Annotated in this window: 23 protein-coding genes and 1 pseudogene; 18 read left to right on the forward strand and 6 right to left on the reverse strand. The window is 60.4% G+C overall.

The features are described 5' to 3' along the window. Nucleotides 1–35: 35 nt before the first annotated feature. Nucleotides 36–626 carry a cysteine hydrolase family protein gene (locus HU743_RS18905; protein ID WP_186534065.1) on the reverse strand — a complete coding sequence of 197 codons (591 nt, stop codon included), beginning with the start codon at nucleotides 624–626 and terminating at the stop codon, nucleotides 36–38. 240 nt (nucleotides 627–866) lie between these two features. Here HU743_RS18905 and prmB point away from each other — a divergent pair, with 240 nt between their 5' ends. Then, nucleotides 867–1,775, forward strand: coding sequence for a 50S ribosomal protein L3 N(5)-glutamine methyltransferase (gene prmB / locus HU743_RS18910; RefSeq protein ID WP_186650494.1), 909 nt, complete (start codon nucleotides 867–869; stop codon nucleotides 1,773–1,775). A 160-nt stretch (nucleotides 1,776–1,935) separates the two neighbouring features. Here prmB and HU743_RS18915 read toward each other — a convergent pair whose 3' ends face one another. Then, nucleotides 1,936–2,727 carry a hypothetical protein gene (locus HU743_RS18915; protein ID WP_186650497.1) on the reverse strand — a complete coding sequence of 264 codons (792 nt, stop codon included), beginning with the start codon at nucleotides 2,725–2,727 and terminating at the stop codon, nucleotides 1,936–1,938. 99 nt (nucleotides 2,728–2,826) lie between these two features. Further along, entirely contained in the window at nucleotides 2,827–3,780 is a 954-nt protein-coding gene (locus HU743_RS18920) for an alpha/beta fold hydrolase (protein ID WP_186650500.1), read from the reverse strand. A gap of 130 nt (nucleotides 3,781–3,910) precedes the next feature. Between HU743_RS18920 and aroC the strand changes: the two genes are divergently transcribed. The 5 genes from aroC (at nucleotide 3,911) to mtnC (ending at nucleotide 8,130) form a co-directional block, all read left to right on the forward strand. After that, entirely contained in the window at nucleotides 3,911–5,002 is a 1,092-nt protein-coding gene (gene aroC, locus HU743_RS18925) for a chorismate synthase (RefSeq protein WP_186551895.1), read from the forward strand. A gap of 34 nt (nucleotides 5,003–5,036) precedes the next feature. Continuing rightward, entirely contained in the window at nucleotides 5,037–6,182 is a 1,146-nt protein-coding gene (locus HU743_RS18930) for an MFS transporter (protein WP_186650502.1), read from the forward strand. Then, nucleotides 6,179–6,805, forward strand: a complete 627-nt coding sequence (locus tag HU743_RS18935) for a methylthioribulose 1-phosphate dehydratase (protein WP_186633492.1) — start codon at nucleotides 6,179–6,181, stop codon at nucleotides 6,803–6,805. Before HU743_RS18930 ends, HU743_RS18935 begins: the two co-directional genes overlap by 4 nt. Nucleotides 6,806–6,896: 91 nt before the next feature. Further along, nucleotides 6,897–7,442 carry an acireductone dioxygenase gene (locus tag HU743_RS18940; RefSeq protein WP_186622808.1) on the forward strand — a complete coding sequence of 182 codons (546 nt, stop codon included), beginning with the start codon at nucleotides 6,897–6,899 and terminating at the stop codon, nucleotides 7,440–7,442. 4 nt (nucleotides 7,443–7,446) lie between these two features. Then, the gene (mtnC, locus tag HU743_RS18945; protein ID WP_186650505.1) at nucleotides 7,447–8,130 is read left to right on the forward strand and encodes an acireductone synthase; all 684 of its coding nucleotides are present in this window, start codon (nucleotides 7,447–7,449) and stop codon (nucleotides 8,128–8,130) included. 172 nt (nucleotides 8,131–8,302) lie between these two features. Here the strand turns inward: mtnC and HU743_RS18950 are convergent, their stop codons facing one another. Next, nucleotides 8,303–8,581 (reverse strand): DUF3509 domain-containing protein, encoded by a 279-nt coding sequence (locus tag HU743_RS18950; RefSeq protein ID WP_016773780.1) that lies wholly within the window; start codon nucleotides 8,579–8,581, stop codon nucleotides 8,303–8,305. A 389-nt stretch (nucleotides 8,582–8,970) separates the two neighbouring features. Between HU743_RS18950 and HU743_RS18955 the strand changes: the two genes are divergently transcribed. From HU743_RS18955 to HU743_RS19000, 10 genes are all read left to right on the forward strand, one after another. Next, complete coding sequence (locus HU743_RS18955; RefSeq protein WP_186650508.1) at nucleotides 8,971–10,809, forward strand: long-chain-acyl-CoA synthetase; 1,839 nt, start codon at nucleotides 8,971–8,973, stop codon at nucleotides 10,807–10,809. A gap of 96 nt (nucleotides 10,810–10,905) precedes the next feature. After that, a complete protein-coding gene (locus HU743_RS18960; protein ID WP_186622811.1) occupies nucleotides 10,906–11,424 on the forward strand; it encodes an ankyrin repeat domain-containing protein in 519 nt (172 codons plus the stop codon). Between the two features lie 191 nt (nucleotides 11,425–11,615). Next, entirely contained in the window at nucleotides 11,616–12,146 is a 531-nt protein-coding gene (locus HU743_RS18965; RefSeq protein ID WP_186650510.1) for a hypothetical protein, read from the forward strand. A 71-nt stretch (nucleotides 12,147–12,217) separates the two neighbouring features. Further along, on the forward strand, nucleotides 12,218–12,409 hold the full coding sequence (locus tag HU743_RS18970; RefSeq protein ID WP_016773784.1) for a PLDc N-terminal domain-containing protein: 192 nt from the start codon (nucleotides 12,218–12,220) through the stop codon (nucleotides 12,407–12,409). 230 nt (nucleotides 12,410–12,639) lie between these two features. Next, on the forward strand, nucleotides 12,640–13,515 hold the full coding sequence (speE, locus tag HU743_RS18975) for a polyamine aminopropyltransferase (RefSeq protein ID WP_186650512.1): 876 nt from the start codon (nucleotides 12,640–12,642) through the stop codon (nucleotides 13,513–13,515). A gap of 235 nt (nucleotides 13,516–13,750) precedes the next feature. Next, entirely contained in the window at nucleotides 13,751–13,984 is a 234-nt protein-coding gene (locus tag HU743_RS18980) for a hypothetical protein (RefSeq protein WP_186622600.1), read from the forward strand. 209 nt (nucleotides 13,985–14,193) lie between these two features. Next, entirely contained in the window at nucleotides 14,194–14,541 is a 348-nt protein-coding gene (locus tag HU743_RS18985) for a ribonuclease E inhibitor RraB (protein WP_003223226.1), read from the forward strand. Between the two features lie 486 nt (nucleotides 14,542–15,027). After that, entirely contained in the window at nucleotides 15,028–16,437 is a 1,410-nt protein-coding gene (locus HU743_RS18990; RefSeq protein WP_186622601.1) for a circularly permuted type 2 ATP-grasp protein, read from the forward strand. 12 nt (nucleotides 16,438–16,449) lie between these two features. After that, nucleotides 16,450–17,400 carry an alpha-E domain-containing protein gene (locus tag HU743_RS18995; RefSeq protein ID WP_007914063.1) on the forward strand — a complete coding sequence of 317 codons (951 nt, stop codon included), beginning with the start codon at nucleotides 16,450–16,452 and terminating at the stop codon, nucleotides 17,398–17,400. Next, nucleotides 17,397–18,200, forward strand: coding sequence for a transglutaminase family protein (locus tag HU743_RS19000; RefSeq protein WP_186622603.1), 804 nt, complete (start codon nucleotides 17,397–17,399; stop codon nucleotides 18,198–18,200). Before HU743_RS18995 ends, HU743_RS19000 begins: the two co-directional genes overlap by 4 nt. 118 nt (nucleotides 18,201–18,318) lie before the next feature. On the opposite strand, the pseudogene HU743_RS19005 reads toward HU743_RS19000, so the two are convergent. Continuing rightward, nucleotides 18,319–19,141, reverse strand: a pseudogene (locus HU743_RS19005) (cytochrome c). Nucleotides 19,142–19,236: 95 nt separating this feature from the next. Continuing rightward, entirely contained in the window at nucleotides 19,237–19,389 is a 153-nt protein-coding gene (locus HU743_RS19010) for a hypothetical protein (RefSeq protein ID WP_186551608.1), read from the reverse strand. A 334-nt stretch (nucleotides 19,390–19,723) separates the two neighbouring features. Here HU743_RS19010 and HU743_RS19015 point away from each other — a divergent pair, with 334 nt between their 5' ends. Both HU743_RS19015 and HU743_RS19020 read left to right on the forward strand, forming a co-directional pair. Next, nucleotides 19,724–20,929 (forward strand): acetyl-CoA C-acetyltransferase, encoded by a 1,206-nt coding sequence (locus HU743_RS19015; RefSeq protein ID WP_186650514.1) that lies wholly within the window; start codon nucleotides 19,724–19,726, stop codon nucleotides 20,927–20,929. 24 nt (nucleotides 20,930–20,953) lie between these two features. Then, nucleotides 20,954–23,098, forward strand: coding sequence for a 3-hydroxyacyl-CoA dehydrogenase NAD-binding domain-containing protein (locus HU743_RS19020; RefSeq protein ID WP_186650516.1), 2,145 nt, complete (start codon nucleotides 20,954–20,956; stop codon nucleotides 23,096–23,098). Nucleotides 23,099–23,107 lie beyond the last annotated feature (9 nt).

Genomic DNA, 23,107 nt, shown 5'->3' on the forward strand with positions numbered 1-23,107 from the left:
ATGAGCGGCGGTCTGCGCCGCTCATAAGGGCAGGCTCAGACCAGATCCTGGGTCTTGGCCAGTGTCGCGAAGTTGTCGGCCATGATCGCCATTTCCGCTTCCTGCACGCGTTCGGCGCTGAGCACGCCGCCCTTGAACGGCAGATCCCGGGTGGCGCAGGCGTCTTCGACCAGGGTGCAGCGGAAACCGAGGTTCTTCGCCGCGCGTACGGTGGTGCTGACGCTGGAATGGCTCATGAAACCGCACACGATCAGGTCCAGCGAACCGAGGTTTTGCAGGCGATCGAGCAGCTCGGTGCCATGGAACGCGCTCGGCAGCAATTTGCCGATGATGGTTTCATCGCCCTGCGGTTCGAGACCGGGGATGAATTCACCGCGCTCGCCCTGCGGGTCGAACAGGCCACCGACGGTGCCGAGATGACGCACGTGCACGATCGGCCGACCGGCGGCACGGGCTGCGGCAACCACTTGTTTGATGTTCGCGACGGCCGCGTCCATGCCGCTCAGGGCCAGCGGGCCACTGAGGTATTCTTTCTGGGCATCGATGATGACCACGGTGGCATGGCTCAGTGTGGCCGCTGCGTAACCGCGACCGCTGAGTTGAAACATCGTTTTTGGAACGGACATTCTGGGGCTCCTCGGGGTGGGGCTTTTGCGACATTGTCCTCTGGCTGAGCGGTTCTGTGAATCGCTACCATCGTAGACACCGTCGTTGCTGGCCTGCAGCCTTGTCAAGTTACACGTTCTGTTCAATAGCTGGTGCAAAAAACAGAAAGCTCCTACCCGTCGCGCGATGTTTTTCCTGCGTCGTCGTCGCCGGTTTTGGCTGTTAGAATCGCCAGTCGTTTTTTTCTGGAGTTGCACGCCGTGATCACTTCCCGCCTTCGTACCCTGCGCGACCACATTCGTTGGGCCGTCAGCCGCTTCCATGGGGAGGATCTGTTTTTCGGCCATGGCACCGACAATGCCTGGGACGAGGCCCGGCAACTGGTACTCGGTGCGCTGCACCTGCCGTGGGAAATCGCCGACATTTACCTCGATTGCGCGTTGGAGGATGACGAACTGGTCAACTTGCAGCGCCTGCTCAAGCGCCGCATCGAAGAACGTATTCCTACCGCTTACCTGCTGGGCGAGGCGTGGTTTTGCGGCATGTCGTTCATCGTTGATCAACGCGTGTTGATCCCGCGTTCGCCGATTGGCGAACTGATCGAAAACCGCTTCGCCCCGTGGATCGGCGACGAACCGGCGCGGATTCTCGACCTGTGCACCGGCTCCGGCTGCATCGGCATTGCCTGCGCCTACGAGTTCCAGAACGCCGAAGTGGTGCTGGCGGATCTGTCGTTCGAAGCGCTGGAAGTGGCCAACCAGAACATCGAGCGCCATGGCGTCGATGAGCGGGTTTACACGGTGCAGGGCGATGGTTTCGATGGTTTGCCGGGGCAGCGTTTCGACCTGATCGTGTCGAACCCGCCTTACGTCGACGCGGAAGATTTCGCTGACATGCCGGATGAGTATCAGCACGAACCGGAGCTGGGCCTGGCCTGTGGCGATGATGGTTTGAATCTGGTGCGGCGGATGCTCGCTGAAGCGGCGGATCACCTGAGCGAAAAGGGCTTGCTGATTGTCGAGGTGGGCAATAGCCAGGTGCACGTTGAAGCGTTGTACCCGGAAGTCGACTTCGCCTGGCTTGAATTTGCGCGCGGCGGGCATGGCGTGTTCATGCTGACGGCGGAGCAGTGCCGCGCGCATCAGGCCTTGTTCGCGTCCCGCATCTGACCTGACTGACTTATGTGGCGAGGGAGCTTGCTCCCGCTGGTCTGCGAAGCAGCCCCAAAACATGCAATGAAGGTGAGCCATACACACCGCACGTGCATGATTTACGGCTGCTTCGCAGCCGAGCGGGAGCAAGCTCCCTCGCCACAGGTCATCGCTGATTTCAGCGGTGTGTCGCAATCCAGATCAACAATCCCGCCTGAAACACCGCAAACGCCACCAGACAAGTAATGGTGAAACGCAGCCCGGCGTCTTCACGCTTGAACTTGCTGACTTTCTCCTCCTGTTTTTTCAGCTTCACTTCCTGTTCGGCCAGGTTCTGCTCGGCCTGCTGCAGCATCTGCGCCGCTTCCAGAATCTCGACCACCTGCAACTTTTCGCTGTTCCAGTCACCGAGCAAGTCGCCGACCGGGACCGCCTTGACGCTGCCCTTCAAATGCTGAGCATCGGCGTAAGCGACATCGAAACCGTGTACGCGCAGGAAATGATCGCGACGCAGGCGCGTGTCTTCATTGAGCGCGTCCTTGTTGTTCAGGTCCATGCCGTCGACGGTGTAGGCGGGCCAGCGCTTTTTCGCCCAGTTGATGCCTTGCGCGGCCATGAAGCGGCCGATGCCGCGATTCAGCGGTTCGATCTGCAAGCCGCTGTCCGGGCCGAAGCTCACGCGTTTGCTGACGTGATCGACCCACACGTCGAGGTGATTTTGTTCTTTGCGTACGCGCTGATTCGGCAGTTTGATCGCCATGCGCATCAGGCTGCGCTCCTTGCTGTTGCGCTCGGCGTAACCGAATTCGACAAAACGCAACGGCCGGCCACCCGTGTTGCGGTCGGTCTGCAACGGCGCCAGGCGGAGCATCTTGTGGTGCTCGGCCTGAACGTCCGCCCACGGCAGTTCGACCACTGGCGGTGCGTCTTTTTCAGCGGTGGTGTCGGGTGAAGTCGGGGTATCAGTCATAACGGCGAGATCCTGTCCAAGCCCTGCTTGTCGCCAGCCGATACGCTGGCGACAAAGGCTTATCGGCCGTTTTCTGCGGGACTGGAGGGCAAAAAGCAGTTAACGGGTGCGAAGTCCGCCAATAAATTCAATGATCGCCGAGCCAAGTTCCGCTGCCAGCGGCAAATTTGGATCCTTGTACGAGGCCAACTGTCGCTTCATGTCGTTGTGCACGATGCGCAGCACATGGTTCATGCCTTCGATGATCACCAGTTGCGCGTCCGGTTTCACTGCCTTGAGCCGCTGCGCATCTTGCGTACCGACCTGCATGTCGTTGCTGCCCTGAACGATCAGCGCCGGCATGTCCAACTGCGCGAAGGCGTTGGCCGGGTCCTGGCGGAACAGCGAAATCAGGTACGGCTGCACGCTCGGGCGGAAAATCACCTGCAGCGGTGGCGGCACATTGTCATCGGTGCGGCCGGCCTTGAGGCTGTCGAGCAGTTCATTGCTGCGCAGCATCAGCGGCGGCGGCAGGCTGCGTGCCAGTTGCTCGCGAATCACCTGATCGACCGGCCGCGCGCTGCCTGAAAGGGAAATCACCGCTGCCGCCTGCAATGTCGGTGCGGCGAGGCTGGCGATCAGTGCGCCTTCGCTGTGGCCGAGCAGAATCAGCGGGCCGAAGCGCGGATCGGCCTTGAGCTTGTGCCCCCACGCCACGGCGTCCGCCGCATAGGCTTCGACCGACAAATTTCGCTCATCCGGTGTTGCCGCCAGACTCGCGGCGACCCCGCGTTTGTCGTAGCGCACGCTGGCGATATTGTGTTTGGCCAGCACCCAGGCCAGGCGTTTCAGGCTGTCATTGCGCCCGCCGTCGGGGTTGTTTCCGTCACGGTCGGTAGGACCCGAGCCAGAAATGATCAGAACAATCGGCACCGGACTGTCGGACTTGGGCAGCAATAGCGAGCCGAAAAGCTCGCCTGTACCGGTATCCAGAGATACCGGGCGTTGTAGGACGGTCGCCTGGGCAAAGCCCGTTAAGAGGGTAAGACTCAAGATCAAAACTCGCAGCATCATCACGCCATCATTCGCCAAGGTGCCGGTTGGACTCACCCGCACCGCTAAGGTTCGAGGATGAACTACTCGGTTAGCCTGCGTATACTGGCGCGCATCACGAATTCGGGTTTGATTTCACGGAGCGTCCTGCATGTCCGGCAATACCTACGGCAAGTTGTTCACTGTCACCACCGCTGGCGAAAGCCATGGTCCGGCGTTGGTCGCCATTGTCGACGGCTGCCCGCCGGGCCTGGAGATTTCCCTCGAAGACTTGCAGCGCGACCTCGATCGCCGCAAGCCCGGCACCAGCCGCCACACCACCCAGCGCCAGGAAGCCGACGAAGTCGAAATCCTCTCCGGCGTGTTCGAAGGGCGCACCACCGGCTGCGCGATCGGCCTGCTGATCCGCAACACCGACCAGAAGTCCAAGGACTACTCGGCGATCAAGGACCTGTTTCGCCCGGCCCACGCCGACTACACCTACCACCACAAATACGGCGAGCGCGATTACCGCGGTGGCGGTCGCAGCTCGGCGCGGGAAACCGCCATGCGTGTAGCAGCCGGTGCGATTGCGAAAAAGTATCTGGCGAGCCAGGGCATCGTCATTCGCGGCTACATGAGCCAGCTCGGCCCGATCGAAATCCCCTTCAAGACCTGGGATTCGGTGGAAGACAATGCCTTCTTCAGCCCCGATCCGGACAAAGTGCCGGAGCTGGAAGCCTACATGGACCAGCTGCGGCGCGATCAAGACTCGGTCGGCGCGAAGATCACCGTGGTCGCCGAAGGGGTAATGCCGGGCCTGGGCGAGCCGATTTTCGATCGCCTCGATGCCGAACTGGCCCATGCGCTGATGAGCATCAATGCGGTCAAGGGCGTGGAAATCGGCGCCGGTTTTGCCTCGGTTGCCCAACGCGGCACCGAACACCGCGATGAGATGACCCCGCAAGGTTTCCTCAGTAACAACGCCGGCGGCATCCTCGGCGGTATCTCGTCCGGTCAGCCGATCGTCGCCCACCTGGCGCTCAAGCCAACGTCGAGCATCACCACCCCGGGGCGTTCGATCGACATCCACGGCAACCCGGTCGACGTGATTACCAAGGGCCGCCATGACCCTTGCGTCGGCATCCGCGCGACACCGATCGCCGAAGCGATGATGGCCATCGTGCTGATGGACCACCTGCTGCGTCATCGTGGGCAGAACGCCGATGTGCGCGTGAGCACGCCGGTGCTGGGCCAGCTCTGATGGCTGGCTTTGACGCTGTCGCGGCATAACCGGCGTGGCGGCGGTTCCGTACTGGCGGCTGTCCAGTTTCTATCTGTTCTATTTCGCCTTGCTCGGTTCGACAGCGCCGTTTCTGGCGCTGTACTTCGATCACCTAGGCTTCAGCGCCGCACGTATCGGCGAACTGGTGGCGATTCCGATGCTGATGCGCTGCGTCGCGCCGAATATCTGGGGCTGGCTTGGCGATTACACCGGCAGGCGGCTGGCGATCGTGCGTTTTGGCGCGGTGTGTACGTTGCTGACCTTTTCGCTGATTTTCGTCAGCAAGAGCTACGCCTGGCTGGCGCTGGTGATGGCGTTGCATGCGTTCTTCTGGCACGCGGTATTGCCGCAGTTCGAGGTCATTACCCTGGCGCACTTACAGGGGCAGACCTCGCGGTACAGCCAGATCCGTTTGTGGGGCTCGATCGGTTTCATCATCACCGTGGTTGCGCTGGGGCGGTTGTTCGAATGGCTCAGCCTGGACATCTACCCGGCAGCGCTGGTGCTGATCATGGCCGGCATCGTCCTCAGCAGTCTATGGGTGCCGAACGCTCAGCCACCACAAGGCAATCGACCTGGCGGCGAAGGGTTGCTCAAGCAGTTGCGCAGTCCCGGGGTGCTGGCGTTTTACGCTTGCGTCGCGCTGATGCAAATGAGTCACGGGCCGTATTACACGTTTTTGACCTTGCACCTTGAGCGGCTCGGCTACAGTCGTGGCGTGATCGGCATGCTCTGGGCGGTTGGCGTGGTCGCCGAAGTACTGATGTTTATGGCGATGAGCAGGATTCTGGCGCGGTTTTCCCTGCGCCGGGTGCTGCTGGCAAGTTTCCTTCTGGCGGCGTTGCGCTGGATCTTGCTGGGCTCGTTCGCCGAATTTCTCTGGATCTTGCTGTTTGCGCAGATTCTGCACGCGGCGACGTTCGGCAGCTTTCATGCCGCTGCCATCGCCTTCGTGCAGCGTAGCTTCGGCGCACGCCAGCAAGGCCAGGGCCAGGCACTGTACGCGGCGCTGGCCGGCACTGGCGGGGCGCTCGGCGCGCTGTATGCCGGTTACAGCTGGAGTGCCCTCGGCGCGCCATTGACCTTTAGTATTGCCAGTCTCGCGGCGTTCGCTGCTGCGGTTATCATTGCCACACGTATGCAAGAGGACAGGCCATGAGCCTTACCCGTGAACAGCTCGCCCGGCAGATCGTCGACGCCGGGCGCTTTCTTTATGGCCGCGGCTGGTCGCCGGCCACCAGCAGTAATTATTCGACACGCCTGTCGCCAACCGAAGCGCTGCTGACCGTCTCCGGCAAGCACAAGGGCCAGTTGGGTCTGGATGATGTGCTCGCCACTGACTTGTCCGGTAACAGCCTGGAACCGGGCAAGAAGCCGTCCGCCGAAACCCTGCTGCACACCCAGCTCTACGCATGGCGCGCGGAGATCGGCGCGGTGCTGCACACCCATTCGGTGAATGCCACGGTGCTGTCGCGCCTGACCCCGCAAGACTTCATCGAGTTCGAAGACTACGAACTGCAAAAAGCCTTCAGCGGTATTTCCACCCACGAATCACGGGTGCGCGTGCCGATCTTCGACAACGACCAGGACATCGCGCGCCTCGCCGCCAAGGTGCAGCCGTGGCTCGACGCCCACCCCGATTGCGTCGGCTATCTGATTCGCGGCCACGGCCTCTACACCTGGGGCGCGCAAATGAGCGACGCACTGCGGCAGATCGAGGCCTTTGAATTTCTGTTTGAATGCGAGTTGAAAACCCGCAGCGTCATGAACCGTCACGGCTGACTTCAGCAGAAGCCGCCGTTTGCCTGATAGAAGGTTGTGCCCGACCGGTCTGCAAGAGCCGGACGGCAAGGCCGATACGAGGAATTGCCCCATGAGCAGCCTGTCCGTTTATCACGTTTCCAACCCTGAAATTCCCAACAAGGTGCTGACCCATTTCGAAGACATCGCCTCGACCCTGGCCGAGCAGGGCGTGCGCTTCGACCGCTGGCAAGCCGCCGCGAAGATTCAGCCCGGCGCCAGCCAGGACGAAGTGATCAGCGCGTACAAAGAGCAGATCGACAAATTGATGACCGAGCGCGGTTACATCACCGTCGATGTGATCAGCCTGAACAGCGATCACCCGCAAAAGGCCGAATTGCGTGCCAGGTTTCTGGAAGAACACCGCCATGGTGAAGACGAAGTCAGATTTTTCGTCGCCGGCCGTGGGCTGTTTACCTTGCACATCGACGATTATGTTTACGCCGTGCTCTGTGAGAAAAACGATCTGATCTCGGTTCCCGCCGGTACCAAACACTGGTTCGACATGGGCGAGCATCCGCACTTTGTCGCGATCCGTCTGTTCAATAACCCGGAAGGCTGGGTGGCCAACTTCACTGGCGAAGACATCGCCGGCCGCTTCCCGCGTCTGGAGGACTGAGCCGATGTCGATCAAAGTCATTCTCACCGACATCGAAGGCACCACCAGCGCCGTCAGCTTCGTATTCGACGTACTGTTTCCGTATGCGGCCAAACACCTGCCGGACTTCGTGCGCCAGAACGCTTCGCGCGCCGATGTCGCCGAACAGCTTGACGCGGTACGCCGTGACAGCAGCGAACCGGCAGCCGATGTTGAACGGGTGGTTGAAATTTTGTTGAGCTGGATCGCCGAAGACCGCAAAGCCACACCACTCAAGGCTTTGCAGGGGATGGTCTGGGCGCAGGGTTATCAGGCCGGGCAGTTGAAGGGACACGTTTATCCGGATGCCGTTGAGGCGCTGCGGCGCTGGCATGCTGCGGGCTATCAACTGTTTGTTTACTCGTCCGGCTCGATCCAGGCGCAGAAGCTGATTTTCGGTTGCTCGGAGGCGGGGGACCTGACGCCGCTGTTCAGCGGATATTTCGACACCACCTCGGGACCGAAGCGTGAGGCGCAGTCCTATCGCAACATTCAGCAGGCGGTGGGTGTCGCAGCAGAAGAAATCCTGTTTCTCTCGGACATCGTCGAAGAACTCGACGCTGCCCAGTCAGCCGGTCTGCAGACCTGTGGTCTGGCCCGCGAAGGTGGGGAGTTGGCGGGGCATGTTACAGTCGACAGCTTTACCGGAATCGAACCGGAAGCTTTCTGACCATTGCGCAAATCCCTGTAGGAGCTGTCGAGTGAAACGAGGCTGCGGTCTTTCGATTTACGCATGAAATCCAGATCAAAAGATCGCAGCGTTCCGCAGCTCCTACAAAAAACACGCGCACAAAAAAAGGCCGTGAAGCACATGCTCCACGGCCTGTTTTTATTTAATGCAATTACAGCGAATGATACGTCGGCAGTGCAAAACGCTGCTGGCTCTGCAGCATGGCGATTTGCGGCAGCTCGCTGGCCTGTTCAGCCAGGTCTCGGCGGATAGCGCTGATCGCCCACGACAGCTGGTCACCGGCGTGCAGTTGTTGATACGAGAGTGCACGTTTGAAGACCTTGCCGTCGCTGCTACGCAGGGTCAACAGAATGCCACCGTCAGGACGTGGCGCAGTGCTGACTTCGTAGTTGGAGAACAGCGATGTAAATTTTTCTTGGATCAGGCTCATGTCATCAGCTCCGTGTGTACTTGAATGGCAAGCATGCGGAGGTAGTTGCAGCGATTGTGCCAGCATCGATAAGTTTAAATCCCCTTTAATATCAATGAGTTGCAGGTAGTGCATTTTGCAGGCGTCGTGCAAACTGCATGAATGGCCATCGTGCATCCTGCATTTTGCGTGATTCTTGCCAGCGTTACGGAACCAAACGCGCGTACCAGAATCTCCGGCGTCAGCAGCGCCCAGCAGATACAAAACATTGCAAAAACCGCATGTACAGGCCGAGAAGGGCTGACGTATTTTCATTCTCGAACCTGCGCCGCGAGTGCGCCGGTTGCCTCAAGCCTTTGCCCGAAAAAATAAGAACACCGGCCCGAGATAAGGCCGACCGGGGAGCATTCATGCGTCACGTGCCAAGCGACACGATTACCTGGGGCATGATGCTCCGCAAGCTGCCGATGATTGCCAAAGCGCTGCCGCGGGTGGTCAAGGGCATGAAGGTGGCGAATGTCACGGACCCGACCCAAAGCTGTGGCCTTGGCTGGACCTTTGAGCAAGCGACCCTGCGCAATCCCGATGGGCCGGCGCTAATGCAGGGGGAGGTGCTGCTGACCTACGCGCAGGTCAATCAGTGGGCCAACCGTATCGCCCATTATCTGAGCGGGCAGGGCATCGGCAAGGGCGATGTGGTCGCGGTGTTTATCGAAAACCGTCCCGAACTGCTGGTGACGATTCTGGCACTGGCCAAGGTCGGCGCGGTCAGCGCGTTGCTCAATACCTCACAGACGCGCGACACACTTGTCCACAGTGTGAATCTGGTGGCGCCGGTCGCCCTGATCGTCGGCGAGGAGCTGGTGCCGGCATTTGCTGCTGTGCGCGAGCAGGTGTCGATTGCGCCGCAGCGCACCTGGTTCGTTGCCGATCAGGACACCTACAGCCACCCGGGCATTGCGCCCGAGGGCTACGTCAACCTGATCAGCGCCAGTGCCGATGCACCGAGCGATAACCCGCCGAGCAGCCGCCAGGTGTTTTGCGATGATCCGTGTTTCTATATTTACACCTCTGGCACCACCGGGCTGCCGAAAGCCGGGGTATTCAAGCATGGCCGCTGGATGCGCAGTTCGGCGAGCTTCGGCATGATCGCCCTCGATATGCGCCCTGACGACGTGGTCTATTGCACCTTGCCGCTGTACCACGCCACTGGGCTTTGTGTGTGTTGGGGCTCGGCGATCAACGGCGCGTCGGGTTTCGCGATTCGCCGCAAATTCAGCGCCAGCCAGTTCTGGAGCGACGTGCGCCGCTACCGCGCGACGACCCTCGGCTATGTCGGCGAGTTGTGTCGTTACCTGGTCGATCAGCCGGTCAGCCCCGACGACAACCGGCATGACGTGCGCAAGATGATCGGCAACGGCTTGCGCCCCGGCGCCTGGGCCGAGTTCAAGACGCGCTTCGGCGTCGACCACATTTGTGAGCTGTATGCGGCCAGCGATGGCAACATCGGATTCACCAATATCCTCAACTTCGATAACACCGTCGGCTTCTCGCTGATGGCCTGGGAGCTGGTCGCGTACGACCATGACAGTGGCGAGCCACTGCGCAGCGACGATGGCTTCATGCGCAAGGTTGGCAAGGGCGAGCAGGGCCTGCTGCTGGCCCGGATCGACGAAAAAGCGCCGCTCGATGGCTACACCGATCCGCAGAAGACCGCCCGCGTCGTACTGCATGACGTGTTCAACAAAGGTGACCGGTTTTTCAACACCGGCGACCTGTTACGCAACATTGGCTTTGGTCATGCGCAATTTGTCGATCGGCTGGGCGACACCTATCGCTGGAAGGGCGAGAACGTTTCCACCACCGAAGTCGAAAACCTGCTGCTGCAACACCCGCAGATCTCCGAGGCGGTGGCGTATGGCGTAGAAATTTGCAACACCAATGGACGCGCCGGCATGGCGGCGATTACCCCGGCCGAATCTCTGGCGACCCTGGATTTCGCCGAGCTGCTGAGCTTCGTCCGCCAGCGAATGCCGGCCTACGCCGTGCCGCTGTTCCTGCGCGTCAAGGTGAAGATGGAAACCACCGGCACCTTCAAATACCAGAAAACCCGTTTGAAAAAAGAAGGCTTCGACCCCGGCCAGACCGGGGGCGATCCGATTTTTGCCTGGTTGCCCGGCAGCGAAACCTACGTTCAGCTCAATGAGCAGTTGTTAACGGAAATCCAGCAAGGCCAATACCGTTATTGAATCTGGCTATTGCCCGTGATGAGAAAAAGGGGGTGACAGCTATCGCCGCGCTCGGGAAACTGTCGCCTTTCCGATTGACCGAAGTGGAGTTGCCTCATGTCCGACCAAAGCCGCCAGATGACCCCTGAAGAAGCTGCCGAATTCACCGAGCAGGTTTTCAACAAGGCGCGCGACGGTGATGCCGAAATGCTCGATCGCCTGGTGACCGCCGGTTTGCCGGTGAACCTGAAAAACAGCAAGGGCGACACGTTGCTGATGCTTGCCAGCTACTACGGCCATGTTGATGCCGTGAAGGTCTTGCTTAAACACAAGGCCGACCCTGAGATGCGCAATGGCAACGGCCAGAGTCCGATTGCCGGTGCAGCATTCAAAGGCGATCTGGCGGTGGTCAAGACGCTGGTCGAAGCGGGCGCTGACCTTGAAGGCTCGTCGTTCGATGGCCGCACGGCGTTGATGATGGCGGCGATGTTCAACCGCGTTGAAATCGTGGATTACCTGATCAGCAAAGGCGCCGATCCGAAAGCCAAGGACGCCAATGGCGTGACCGCGCTGGACGCGGCCCGCACCATGGGCGCGGTGGACACCACGGCGCAGCTGGAAAAACTCCTGGCCTGAAGTCCTGTGGCGAGGGAGCTTGCTCCCGCTCCAGTGCGAAGCGCTGGCAGAAAGCGGGGGGCCTCGGATTTTATTTGGGCCGCTACGCAGCCCAGCGGGAGCAAGCTCCCTCGCCACAGGTGTCGGGTGCGCTGAAGAATGCGTTATCCTTCGCGCCCTCGAAATCCATCTTCGCCACAGGATCCGCCCTCATGAAAGCCGCACTTGTCGAACTCATCAGCAAAATCAGCTCCGGCTGCATGGGCGAGGACGAGATCCGGACAGTGGCCGATGAAGCGGCGCAAGCTTACGCCGATGCCGACGCTTTTCTGGCCGCCAACCCGGATATCAACTACGACGACACCTTCCCGATTCCGCTGGGCGAGTGGGTGGTGGTCGGCAGCCTGCCGGAAACCGTGCTGTTCCAGGCCGACACTTACGTCGATCTGTTCGCGCAAATCGTCGCCTCGTTCGGCCCGGGTGTGGACTTCAATCTCAAGCCCAAACAATTGGCCAAGACCGAAGCGCTGACCGCACTCAACCGCATTCAGGTGCAGATGAGCAGCCTGAGCAAGGAAAACGGCGGTTACACGCTGATGAACTTCAGCCAGTTGCTCGACGATGAGCTGCAAATGGTGCTGGTCTACGGCAATGACGTCCCTCGGGTGCTGGAGTTGTGTGCCGAAGTCGGCATCGCCGCTGCGCCAGCGCTGGAAGCCTTGAAGGTCGCCGTTCACGTCTGAACGCAATAAAAGGGAACCCTGCGCGCGACCGTCTATCCTAAAAGTGCATGCCACTATTCTGGAGCGACACCATGGGTTCCACCTTCAATGGTCTGATCGGCCTGATCATCCTCGCCCTCGACATCTGGGCCATCATCAACGTGCTGAAAAGCGGCGCCTCCACCGGGATGAAAATCGTCTGGGTGTTGCTGATCATCCTCTTGCCGGTGCTGGGCCTGATCATCTGGGCGATCGCCGGGCCGCGGGGCAACGTCCGAATCTGATAAACACCGCATCCCATTGTAGGAGTGAGCCTGCTCGCGATAGCTATTTCTCAGTCAACGTCTCTGTGACTGATAGACAGCAATCGCGAGCAGGCTCACTCCTACAAGGGTTATGTGTGCAGCCGATCAAGTGACGTTCGACCTGTCATCTTCGGCGACGTAGAATGCGCGCCTTTCCCGGGCAATCGTCCCCACGTTTGACGCCCGCGCATTTATCGGAGCACTCGACCATGACCGTCACCAAGACCAGCGAATACCTGGAAACCCTCTATGAAGGCTACGGCCAGCGTTTTCGCATGGAAAAACTGCTGCACGAAGTGCGCACCGAACACCAGCACCTGGTGATCTTCCAGAACCCGCGCATGGGCCGGGTGATGGCGCTGGACGGCGTGATCCAGACCACCGAAGCCGACGAATTCATCTACCACGAAATGCTCACCCACGTGCCGATCCTCGCCCACGGCACTGCCAAGCGCGTGCTGATCATCGGCGGCGGCGACGGCGGCATGTTGCGCGAAGTGACCAAGCACGCCGGTGTCGAACACATCACCATGGTCGAGATCGACGGCACCGTGGTCGACATGTGCAAAGAATTCTTGCCGAACCATTCCGCCGGTGCTTACGACGATCCGCGTCTGAACCTGGTGATCGACGACGGCATGCGTTTCGTTGCCACCACCAGCGAAAAATTCGACGTGATCATCTCCGACTCCACCGACCCGATCGGTCCGGGCGAAGTGCTGTTCTCGGAGAACTTCTATCAGGCCTGCCACCGTTGCCTGAACGAGGGCGGTATTCTCGTGACGCAGAACGGCACGCCGTTCATGCAGATCGACGAAGTCAAAACCACGGCCGGTCGCCTCAACAGCCTGTTCCCGGACTGGCACTTCTATCAGGCCGCCGTGCCGACCTACATCGGCGGTTCGATGACCTTCGCCTGGGGTTCGACCAACCCGGTCTACCGCAAGCTGAGCCGTGAAACCCTGCAACAGCGGTTTATCGGCAGCGGCATCGTCACCCGCTACTACAACCCGGAAATCCACATCGGCGCATTCGCCTTGCCGCAATACGTGTTGCAGGCCGTCAACAAGCCAAGCAACGACTAAATATTTGCAGGATTTCCTGTGGCGAGGGAGCTTGCTCCCGCTTAAGTGCGCAGCACTCGCAAAATGTGTGGAATTGCCGATTTTGCGGCCGCTGCGCAGCCCAGCGGGAGCAAGCTCCCTCGCCACAAAAGTGATGTTGTTCATACCCCGGTGCTGTAATCCTTTTGAACCAACTATCGCGGGAAAAAGTCGAGATAGAGGTAAGCCCATTTACGGGTTGATCGAGGAGGCACTGATGCAAAAGTGGAAAGTCACTTTCGTGGATGATCACGGTGAAATTGTTGATGAAGTCTTCGAACGTGAGGAATGCCCGTCCGACGATGAGGCCGCACGGCTGATCAAGGAGCGGCTTCTTCCGGTCGCCGCCAAATTGGACCTGAACGATCTGGAAGGGCGCACCGCCGATGCCGGGGTGAAAAACCTCAAGACGCAGAACGGCATCGAAATCCGCAGCATCACCCCCATCTGAATACTTCCTGTCATCTCGTAAACCAGGCCTTGGCAGCAGCGCTCTCTTGGGGCTACTCTGCAAGCGAGATCAGCGAATGGATCGCTAAGGTCTGGTCTTGTCAGCTACATGCTTGCTTCCCGCGCGCAACCACGTTGCCGTAGTACTTTGGCCAAAAGGCCCGGGGCGGGAATACGGAAAGTCTATCCATCAATCGAGGGGGACGATTCATGAGCACAGCCTATCAAGAAGACATCAGCAGCAATGTTCTGCGCCGCATGAAAGAAGGCGGTTTCGATTTTTCCCGTTTCCATCCCATCGAGTTCTACGCGATTTTCCCGGACGAGGAACGGGCGCGCAGGGCAGCAGGCAAATTTCGCGGTGAATCGATCAATGCCCAGGTCAGTGCGCGCGACGATGGCGCCTGGTCGCTGGAATTGAGCAAAGTGATGTATGCGACCTACGACGATATTGGTGATTTCGAGCAGGGCTTTTCCGCAGTGGTCGAGCCCTTGGGCGGCATTATCGAGGGCTGGGGCGTGAAGCAGGAGGTGCGCAATCGCTATCGGTTGAATTGATATTGCGCAGTGTTTGTCGAGCAACGGCTGACCTTCGGGTCGGCCGTTGTTGTTTTCGGAGTACCAAATTGCCGTGGAAAAACCCTGAAACAAGAATCCCGGACAAAAAAAAGCCACCGGAGAGGGTGGCTAAAAGGGAAGACCGATAAGGAGAGGAAACCGGTCAGGGTTACGGCGGGGCAGGCTGCCGAGGCAGTCCAGAGCGGTTGAGCGGCAAGCTTTTCGGCGTCTCTGCCGAGGAGGTTTTGCAGCGAATGCGCGGATTATCCGCAGTCACGCTCAGGCAGTGAAATCAACTCTGACTATGCTGGTGATAGACGCCGCAGTGCGTCGCAATGAAGCGGGGGCAATCGGGCCGGGGCATTTGCCGCACAGGAATGGTGCGCTGCCCGCGGCGTGGATATACAACCGATTGAAATCAAAGCGTTTATGCCGATGGCACGGGCCTTGCGAAGGCCTGTATGTCCGGGTGACAAGGAGTACGGCATGATCCGCACCTATTTTGATGAGATGTACGATGCCGGCGGCCAGGTTCGCCCGCATTATCGAGAGTTCGCCCGTTGGCTGGCGGATACGCCTGACGAGTTGCTCGCCCAGCGGCGACGCGAGGCCGATCTGCTGTTCCATCGTGCCGGCATCACCTTCACGCTCTACGGGGACGAGCAGGGCACCGAGCGCCTGATTCCTTTCGACACCATTCCGCGCAGCATCCCCGCCAGTGAGTGGCGGATTGTCGAGCGCGGCTGCATCCAGCGGGTCAAGGCGCTGAACATGTTCCTCGCCGACCTGTATCACGAGCAGCGCATCATCAAGGCCGGGATCATTCCCGCCGAACAGGTGCTGGCCAACGAGCAATATCAGTTGGCGATGCAAGGCCTGGATCTGCACCGCGACATCTATTCGCACATTTCCGGCGTCGATCTGGTGCGTGACGGCGACGGTACCTATTACGTACTCGAAGACAACCTGCGCACTCCCAGCGGCGTGAGCTACATGCTCGAAGACCGCAAAATGATGATGCGCTTGTTTCCCGAGCTGTTCGCCGCCCAGCGCATCGCGCCCATCGACCACTACCCGAACCTGTTGCTCGACACCCTGAAAAGCTCCAGCCCGCTGGACGACCCGAGCGTGGTGGTATTGACGCCGGGGCGCTTCAACAGTGCGTTTTTCGAACACGCGTTTCTCGCGCGGGAAATGGGCGTCGAACTGGTCGAAGGCGCGGACCTGTTTGTGCGCGACGACAAAGTGTTCATGCGCACCACCGATGGGCCAAAAGCGGTGGACGTGATCTACCGCCGTCTCGACGATGCGTTCCTCGATCCGCTGGCCTTCAATCCGGACTCGATGCTCGGCGTACCGGGGCTGCTGTCATCCTATCGCTCCGGCAATGTGGTGCTGGCCAACGCCATCGGCACCGGCGTGGCGGACGACAAATCGGTGTACCCGTTTGTCACCGACATGATCCGTTTCTACCTCGACGAAGAACCGATCCTGAAGAACGTACCGACCTGGCAATGCCGCAATCCGTCTGAACTGTCCCATGTGCTGGCCAATCTACCGGATCTGGTGGTCAAGGAAACCCAAGGCTCCGGCGGTTACGGAATGCTGGTAGGGCCGGCGGCCACGACGGCTGAAATCGACGCGTTTCGCGAGCGCATCAAGGCCAAGCCTCATGCCTACATCGCGCAACCGACACTGTCGCTGTCAACCTGTCCGACTTTTGTCGAAAACGGCATTGCGCCGCGCCACATCGACCTGCGCCCGTTCGTGCTGTCCGGTCGCGAAACCCGGGTTGTGCCCGGCGGTTTGACCCGTGTCGCCTTGCGCGAAGGCTCTCTGGTGGTGAATTCCTCCCAGGGTGGCGGAACCAAGGACACCTGGGTGGTCGAGGACTGAAGGAAGCTTGCCATGTTAAGTAGAACTGCCTCGGATCTGTACTGGATGTCGCGTTATCTGGAGCGAGCGGAAAACCTCGCGCGGATGCTCGACATCAGCTATTCGCTGTCGCTGATGCCGCAAGACGGGCGCGGCGACGGTCTGCACGAACTCGCCATGCCGCTGCTCATCACCGGCACGCTGGATGATTACCTGGAACGCCACGGCGCATTGCATGCCGAACGCTTGCTGCATTTTTTCGCCCTCGATGCCGCCAACCCGGCGAGCATCTACAGTTGCCTGGGGGCGGCGCGAGCCAGCGCCCATGCGGTGCGCGGGCGTATCACCGCGGACATGTGGGAGAACATCAACGCCACCTGGCTGGAGATTCGCGGGATCGCCGAACAAGGCCTCAGCCGCTATGGCATGAGCCGTTTCTGCGAATGGATCAAGGAGCGTTCGCACCTGTTCCGCGGCGCCTCCTACGGCACGATCATGCGCAACGATGCCTTTCGCTTCATTCGGCTCGGCACGTTTATCGAACGCGCGGACAACACACTGCGCCTGCTCGATGCTCGTTATGAAATGGCCGGCGATCAGGCCGAAGCGGTCAGTGACGGTACGGCGCACGCGTATTACCAATGGAGTGCGCTGTTACGGGCCCTGTCGTCATTCGAGGCCTACACGGAAATTTACCGTGATGCCCCCGGCGCCCGGCATGTCGCCGAGTTGTTGCTGTTGCGCGCCGATGTGCCGCGGTCACTGCGCGCCTGCACCGAAGAAATCGACCAGATTCTTGCGCAATTGCCCGGCGCCAACGGTCGTCCGGCCCAACGCCTGGCCGCCGAAATGGATGCGCGCCTGCGCTACACCGGGATCAACGAAATCCTCGAGGAAGGCCTGCATGCCTGGCTGACCGAATTCATCCCGCTGGTGCGCCAGTTGGGCAACGCCATTCACAGTTCCTACCTGGAGGCTGCATGAGACTTTCCATTAGCCACGAGACCACCTATCACTACGAAGATCAGGTGCGGGCGAGCATCCAGTATCTGCGCCTGACGCCTCACGACAGCGAGCGTCAGCACGTCCTCAGCTGGCAGCTCGACCTGCCGCGTCCGGTGCGTGCGCAGCTCGATCCGTTCGGCAACATCCTGCATGTGCTGACCATGGACGAGCCACACGAAGCGATCATTATCGGCGCTCGCGGCCAAGTCGATATCGACGAACTGCGTGAAGCCGAGCATGAAAGCCAGTCGGCGTTGCCGTTCCTGCGCTTCACTCGTTTGACCGAAGCCGATGAAGCCCTTCGCGCGTTTGCCGAGCACGCCTGCAAGCAGCGCCGTGACCGCACGGCCCTGATCGATTTGATGCACGGTCTGAATCAGCACATGAGCTACACGCCGGGCTCGACCGAAGTCGATACCAGCGCCGCCGAAGCCTTCGCCGGGCGGGCCGGGGTCTGTCAGGATCACACCCACGCGTTCCTGGCCTGCGCCCGCAGCCTCGGCGTGCCATCGCGTTATGTGTCGGGCTATCTGTACAGCGAGGACTGCGAACATCTGGCCAGTCACGCCTGGGCAGAAGCATGGCTGGATGACGCCTGGTACAGCTTCGACGTGACCAATCAACTGGCGCGGCCCGAGCGTCATTTGAAACTGGCGGTGGGCCTGGATTACCTGGATGCCTGCCCGGTACGCGGCATGCGCCGGGGCGGCGGCTGCGAGCAGATGCATGCGAAGGTGTTTGTCTCGCCGACACCGGTCATTTCCGTCCAGCAGCAGTAAGGATTCGCACCATCCCCTGTAGGAGTGAGCCTGCTCGCGATAGCGGCATATCAGGCGATACCGTTGTGACTGACCCACCGCTATCGCGAGCAGGCTCGCTCCTACAAGGGGATCGGTGTCAGGGCTTGGCTTTGCGCCCGGCCATGTGCTTGAGATAGCCGATCAACATTTCCAGATCAGCGTCCGGCAACACCTGCGCCGAAAACCCGGGCATCTTCGCCTGCGGCCACTGACGCAAGCTCTGCGGATCACGAATGTAACGCTTCAAAAAGTCTGCACCGAAATACTCGGTCGGGTTGTACGGAATATTCAGATCCGGGCCGAATTGCGCATCTCCGGCACCGTTGAGGCGATGGCAAGCCAGGCAGTTTTTCTGAAACAGCGCAAAACCCTTGTTTACCGGATCATCGGCCTTCAGCGCGGGATCGGGGAGCAGGGCAGGGAAGCGCTGGGCCACCGGGGCCATCAGCTTGATGCTGGCGACTTGAAACGGCCACTGCTCGGGGCTGATATTGCCGACCTGCGGATCCGTCCACACCAGATAGAACGGCCCAGCGCCGTGTTTGCCCGCGGCCAGCGGCGGCCACGGCTGAGCGGGATCTTCAATGGCCAGCCAAGCTCGTGCGCCTGTGGTGTCGAGCAGCGGCGCCGCCGCCAGTTCGGCAGCAAACCCGTCCAGCGCCACCGCTTGCAGGTGATCTTCGGGCTTGATCCCGGTCAGCAATGCAGCCATGGGCACCGCACGGTAGGTCATGTCTTTTTTATAAGAGACATCGTTCTTGACCGTGAGCGTGCGTATTTGGGGAAGCTTGAGCAGCTCCTCGGTCTGCCAGGTGCGGCTGTTCGCGCCAAGCTGCAACTCCAGCTGTGCGGCAGACAAGGGCATGCTGAGCAGCAAGACCCCGAACGCAATGAGGGTTTTCAAAATGATCGCCGTCCATGTCGTGAAAGTGCACAAAGGTTGGCACAGCCACGCTGGCCCGGGTAGCGGGCCAGTCACATTTTCTGTGGCGACAGTCAGCGCCTGGCGCTTGAGTCAGCCGATGACCTTGGTCAGATTCGGCAAAATCAACAACAGCGTCGTGGCAAAAAGAATGAGCCCTGCTTGACGAACTTTCGGTTGTTTGAACATGGCTTGACCGCCTTTATTGTTATTTCCTGATGCCTGCCTGCATATCCATGACGGCATGCGTTGCACTTCCTGTTGAGGGACGACCGTCTCGGCAAAACCCGACAACGATGACGTACATGTTCACCTTAGGGCCGGTGCGCGCCGTGGCTTAGATCCATTTCACATGGAGATCTCGGAAAATGCGATTAAAAAGCTATGAGGCGTATTGCCAGCTTCTGTAGCGCCCGCTGGCTAGACAACTCGGTGACCTGAACCGGTTCACCTGATCGACGATGACCGTCCGTCTGAGCGTGTACGTCAAGCGCATTGAGCGCTGTGGTCATTGAATCCTGACGCGCTGCGGCCAAGAGTGACGGACCCGCCATCATCACCGCACAGGTTCGAGGACGTCATGACCCAAGCTTTGATATTCGACGCATTACGCACGCCCCGGGGCAAAGGCAAGGCCGATGGCGCCTTGCACAGTGTCAAACCGGTGAACCTGGTGGCCGGATTGCTGACCGCGCTGCAACTGCGCACCTCGCTGGACACCCGTCAGGTCGATGACGTGGTACTCGGCTGCGTGACGCCGATCGGCGATCAGGGCTCGGACATCGCCAAGACCGCCGTGCAGGTGGCCGATTGGGACGTCAGCGTGGCGGGCGTGCAAATCAACCGTTTCTGCGCCTCGGGGCTGGAAGCGGTCAACCTCGGCGCGATGAAAGTGCGTTCCGGTTTCGAAGACCTGGTGGTGGTTGGCGGCGTCGAGTCGATGTCGCGGGTGCCGATGGGCAGCGATGGCGGCGCCTGGGCGCTGGACCCGCAGACCAACCTGCACAGCCATTTCACCCCGCAAGGCGTTGGCGCCGACCTGATCGCTACCCTTGAAGGCTTCAGCCGCCAGGACGTCGACGCCTACGCCCTGCATTCGCAACAGAAAGCCGCGCGGGCCCGGGCCGGCGGGGCGTTCAGCAAGTCGCTGGTGCCAGTGCAGGATCAGAACGGCATCATCCTGCTCGATCACGATGAATTCATTCGTGCCGATTGCACGCTGGAGGGCTTAGGCAAACTCAAGCCGAGTTTTGAAATGATCGGCCAGATGGGTTTCGATGCCACGGCGCTGCGGGTCTACAGCCATGTCGAGCGGATCAACCACGTGCACACCCCCGGCAACAGCTCTGGCATCGTTGACGGCGCCGCGCTGATGCTGATCGGCTCCGAAGCCAAAGGCCGCGCGCTGGGTCTGCAACCCCGGGCGCGGATTGTCGCTACGGCAGTCACCAGCACTGATCCGACCATCATGCTCACCGGCCCGGCGCCAGCCACCCGTAAAGCGTTGGCCAAGGCCGGACTGCGCGTGGAAGACATTGACCTGTTCGAGGTCAACGAAGCGTTTGCCTCGGTCGTGCTGAAGTTCATCAAGGACATGGCCGTCGACCCGGACAAGGTTAACGTCAACGGTGGTTCCATCGCCATGGGCCACCCGCTGGGCGCCACCGGTTGCGCCATCCTCGGCACTCTGCTCGACGAGCTGGACGCCCGGCGCCTGCGCTATGGCCTGGCGACCCTGTGCGTCGGCGGCGGCATGGGCATTGCCACCATCATCGAACGCCTCTGAGCCCCGCATTCAAGGAATCCTGCTATGAGCGAAGCCATTCGTTACGAAAAAGGCCAGGAGGGTATCGTCGTGCTGACCATCGACCTGCCGGGCCAGAGCGCCAACACCATGAACGCCGTGTACCGCGAGGCCATGGCGGCTAGTGTCGCCCGTCTGCTCACAGAGAAAGACAGCCTGGCCGGAGTCATCATCACCTCGGCAAAGAAAACCTTCTTTGCCGGCGGCGACCTCAACGAACTGATCAAGGTCGGCAAGCCGCAGGCCAAAGCGTTCTACGACATGGTGCTCGCCCTCAAAGGCCAACTGCGCACGCTGGAAACACTGGGCAAGCCGGTGGTCGCCGCCATTAATGGCGCGGCACTGGGGGGCGGTTGGGAAATCTGTCTGGCCTGTCATCACCGCGTGGCGCTGGACGATGCTTCGGTGCAACTTGGCCTGCCGGAAGTGACCCTCGGCCTGCTGCCGGGCGGTGGCGGCGTGGTGCGCATGGTGCGCCTGCTTGGCATCGAGAAAGCGCTGCCGTACTTGCTCGAAGGCAAGAAAATCCGCCCGCAGCAGGCGTTGCAGGCGGGTTTGATCGACGCGCTGGCGACAGATCGCGATGACTTGCTGGCCAAGGCCCGTGCCTGGATCGTCGCCAACCCAGCGGCTGTGCAGCGTTGGGACGTCAAGGGTTATCAGATCCCCGGCGGCACACCGTCCAACCCGAAAGTTGCGCAAATGCTGGCAATCGCACCGTCGATCCTGCGCGCGAAAACCCAAGGCACGCTGCCGGCACCGGAGAAGATCCTGTGTGCGGCGGTGGAGGGCGCGCAGGTGGATTTCGACACAGCGCATCTGATCGAAACCCGCTATTTCACGGAGCTGACCACTGGGCAGATCGCGAAAAACCTGATTGGCACGTTCTGGTTTCAGCTCAATGAAATCAATGCCGGCGGTTCGCGACCACAGGGTTTCGCGCCACATAAAACGCAAAAGGTCGGCGTGCTGGGCGCCGGCATGATGGGCGCGGGGATCGCTTTTGTCAGCGCCTCGGCCGGTATCAACGTGGTGCTCAAGGACATCAACCTCGCTGCGGCCGATAAAGGCAAGGCGCATTCAGCGGCACTGCTGGACAAGAAGGTTGCACGGGGGCAGATGACGGTTGCGCAGCGTGATGAGGTGCTGGCGCGGATCCACACCACTGAGGGCGATGCCGATCTGGCCGGGTGCGATCTGGTCATCGAGGCGGTGTTCGAAGACCGCGAACTGAAAGCGACGGTCTCGGCGGCGGCGCAAAAAGTCGTTGGCGGCGAGGCGGTGATTGCGTCCAACACCTCGACGTTGCCGATCACCGGTCTGGCGCGCGCTGTGCCGGATCAAAGCAAGTTCATCGGCCTGCATTTCTTCAGCCCGGTGGAAAAAATGCCGCTGGTGGAAATCATCAAGGGCGCGCAAACCAGCGACGCCACCCTGGCGCGCGGTTTTGATTTCGTCCTGCAAATCAGGAAGACCCCGATCGTGGTCAACGACAGCCGCGGCTTCTTCACCTCGCGAGTGTTTGGCACGTTCACCAATGAAGGCATCGCCATGCTCGGCGAAGGCGTCAGCGCGCCGATGATCGAGACCGAAGCACGCAAGGCCGGGATGCCGGTAGGCCCACTGGCCATCTCCGACGAAGTTTCCCTCAGCTTGATGAGCCACATCCGCACACAGACGGCCAAGGACCTACAGACTGAAGGGAAACCGCTGATCGAGCACCCGGCGTTTGCCGTGATTGACTTGCTGCTCAACGAATACAAACGGCCCGGCAAGGCGGCGGGCGCTGGCTTTTATGATTACCCGGTCGGCGCTCAAAAGCATTTGTGGCCCGAGCTGAAAAGCCGTTTCGAGAAGGCCGATGGGCAGATTTCGTCACAGGATGTGCGTGATCGTTTGCTGTTTATTCAAGCTATCGAAACCGTGCGCTGCGTCGAGGAGGGCGTGCTGACCTCGACGGCCGATGCCAACGTCGGCTCGATCTTCGGCATCGGTTTCGCCGCATGGACGGGGGGCGCGCTGCAGTTCATCAACCAATACGGCGTGAAGGACTTTGTTGCCCGGGCGCAGTATCTGGCGGAGCAGTACGGCGAACGTTTCGCACCGCCGGCACTGCTGCTGGATAAAGCCGCCAACGGTGAGATGTTCTAGGGGCCAAGG

The organism is Pseudomonas sp. SWRI99 (assembly GCF_014270125.1).
Taxonomy (GTDB): Bacteria; Pseudomonadota; Gammaproteobacteria; order Pseudomonadales; family Pseudomonadaceae; genus Aquipseudomonas; species Aquipseudomonas hamedanensis.